Raw genomic sequence first — 1,603 nt, 5'->3', positions numbered from 1 at the left:
TCTTTCTCTCTTTTTCTTTCTTTCGTCTGACTGCCACTTGTGACACTTCTCTCTTCGTCAGCTCCTACCTATTGTTATCATCATCTCTCTTTTTGTATCTCGATGCGCGCCTCATCCCCTTCCCGTGGTCCCGCGAACGCGACGTCACTGTCCTCGTCGCGTCCCCCGGACCACCCGTCGGGCAGGAAGTCCCGCTCGACCTTCCACACCCCGTACGGGGCCTTCCCGTCCCGGTATCCGGGTACGAGGACGAGCGGCCCCTGCCCGGCGAGGCAGTGCGCGGCGGTGACCAGGAGATCGCGATGCGGACCGCGCACGACCGACGCCGTACAGGAACGCGTCCCGGCAAGCCCGCCCGGCCCCTCGGCATCGTCCGCGTCGAACAGCACCCCCACCCGCACCGTCGCCGCCGTCACCCCCGCGGCGACCGTCACTCCGAGAGGACCGGGCCCGCCGCCGGCGGCCGCCTCCGAGGCCGAGGTGACCGCCAGCAGGACGACACCGAGCAGGGCGGCGCAGGGACGCGGGCTGCGCTTCATCGCCCCCACCGTGTCCCACTAGGTGAGAGCCGGGTCAGACCCCGCTATCGTCCACAAAGTCGTAGAAGCCCCGTGCGGAAGGCATCTCCCGTGACCGACATCCCCCCCGACCTGACCTGGGTGCGTGCCGCCCCGCCGGAGGCGACCGGCCCCGGCCCCTGGATCGAGATCGCCTTCGGCGAGGGCGACGACTTGGAGGTCCCCGTCTACCTCCGCGAGACCAGCGACCCGGACAACGTGGTCACGACGAACCGCCGCAAGTGGGACGCCTTCGTACTAGGGGTACAGGCAGGCGAGTTCGACCACTTCGTGGAGGGCGTGGAGGAAGCCGAGACCTCGGCGGAAGCGGACGGCGGTCCCACGAACTGCGCCTGACCTCAGGTCAGAGACGGTCCTCACAGCGAGCCATGGGACCGTCTCCGTACACCGTCGGGCATGAGAACATCGAAACGGGCCCTCACCCCACCTGCCGTCAGAAACGGCACTCGGCCGTGAAGTGGGTCAACGACGGAACCACACGACAGGTTCCGCTCCGGCCTCATTGCCCGGCGTAACCTCCCGTGATACACAGAGTGACGAGTGCGAGCTTTTCGTACGAATCCCGCCCGTCAATGACGCCAAGTCGACATACGAAGGCGGCGTTGTCGGCGACAATGAGTCCTGACCTCTGCACACCGCAGGGGCCTCTCGGAACTACCCACCAGGGGCGGTGACTTACATGCTCTTTGCGGCCGACAAGGGAGACATCAACACCATCATCGGCGGGATCGCTCCGGACTGGGGCCCCTTCGGCAGCCTGGGCAACGAGGCCAAGGTGATGATCGAGGTGGTGATGGCCATCGCCATCCTCCTCTGCCTCGGAATCGCGATCTGGGGCGCCGCCAAGCAGCGCATCGGCGCGACGGCCCTGCGCGACACCTTCAGCGCGGAACAGGGCAAGGGCCTCATCATCGCCGGGCTGACGGGCGTCTTCATCATCGGGTCCCTCGGCACCCTGTTCACGATCGTGTACGGCATGGCCGTGTAGCGGGCGTCGCCGACCCCCGCCCCGCTCCGGGCACGCC

The 1,603-nt window shown here is 67.2% G+C and carries 2 protein-coding genes and 1 pseudogene; 2 read left to right on the top strand and 1 reads right to left on the bottom strand.

All coding sequences use genetic code 11. From position 1 onward, the window contains the following. Nucleotides 1-131 precede the first annotated feature (131 nt). Nucleotides 132-539 (bottom strand): annotated as a pseudogene (locus P1P75_RS41450) (serine protease); the annotation flags it as partial. 90 nt (nt 540-629) lie between these two features. On the opposite strand from P1P75_RS41450, the gene P1P75_RS41445 reads away from it, so the two are divergent. Further along, nucleotides 630-914 (top strand): DUF397 domain-containing protein, encoded by a 285-nt coding sequence (locus tag P1P75_RS41445; protein ID WP_319265196.1) that lies wholly within the window; start codon nt 630-632, stop codon nt 912-914. A gap of 343 nt (nt 915-1,257) precedes the next feature. Then, a complete protein-coding gene (locus P1P75_RS41440; protein WP_073499096.1) occupies nt 1,258-1,566 on the top strand; it encodes a hypothetical protein in 309 nt (102 codons plus the stop codon). Nucleotides 1,567-1,603: the final 37 nt, after the last annotated feature.

This window comes from Streptomyces sp. ID05-39B (assembly GCF_033794725.1).
Classification (GTDB): domain Bacteria; phylum Actinomycetota; class Actinomycetes; order Streptomycetales; family Streptomycetaceae; genus Streptomyces; species Streptomyces bobili.
This window is presented reverse-complemented; position numbering and strand designations above follow the sequence as displayed.

What these genes read in the sequence shown, in the direction of transcription:
- P1P75_RS41440 (WP_073499096.1), top strand. Translation starts at nt 1,258, where the DNA reads ATGCTCTTTGCGGCCGACAAGGGAGACATCAACACCATCATCGGCGGG.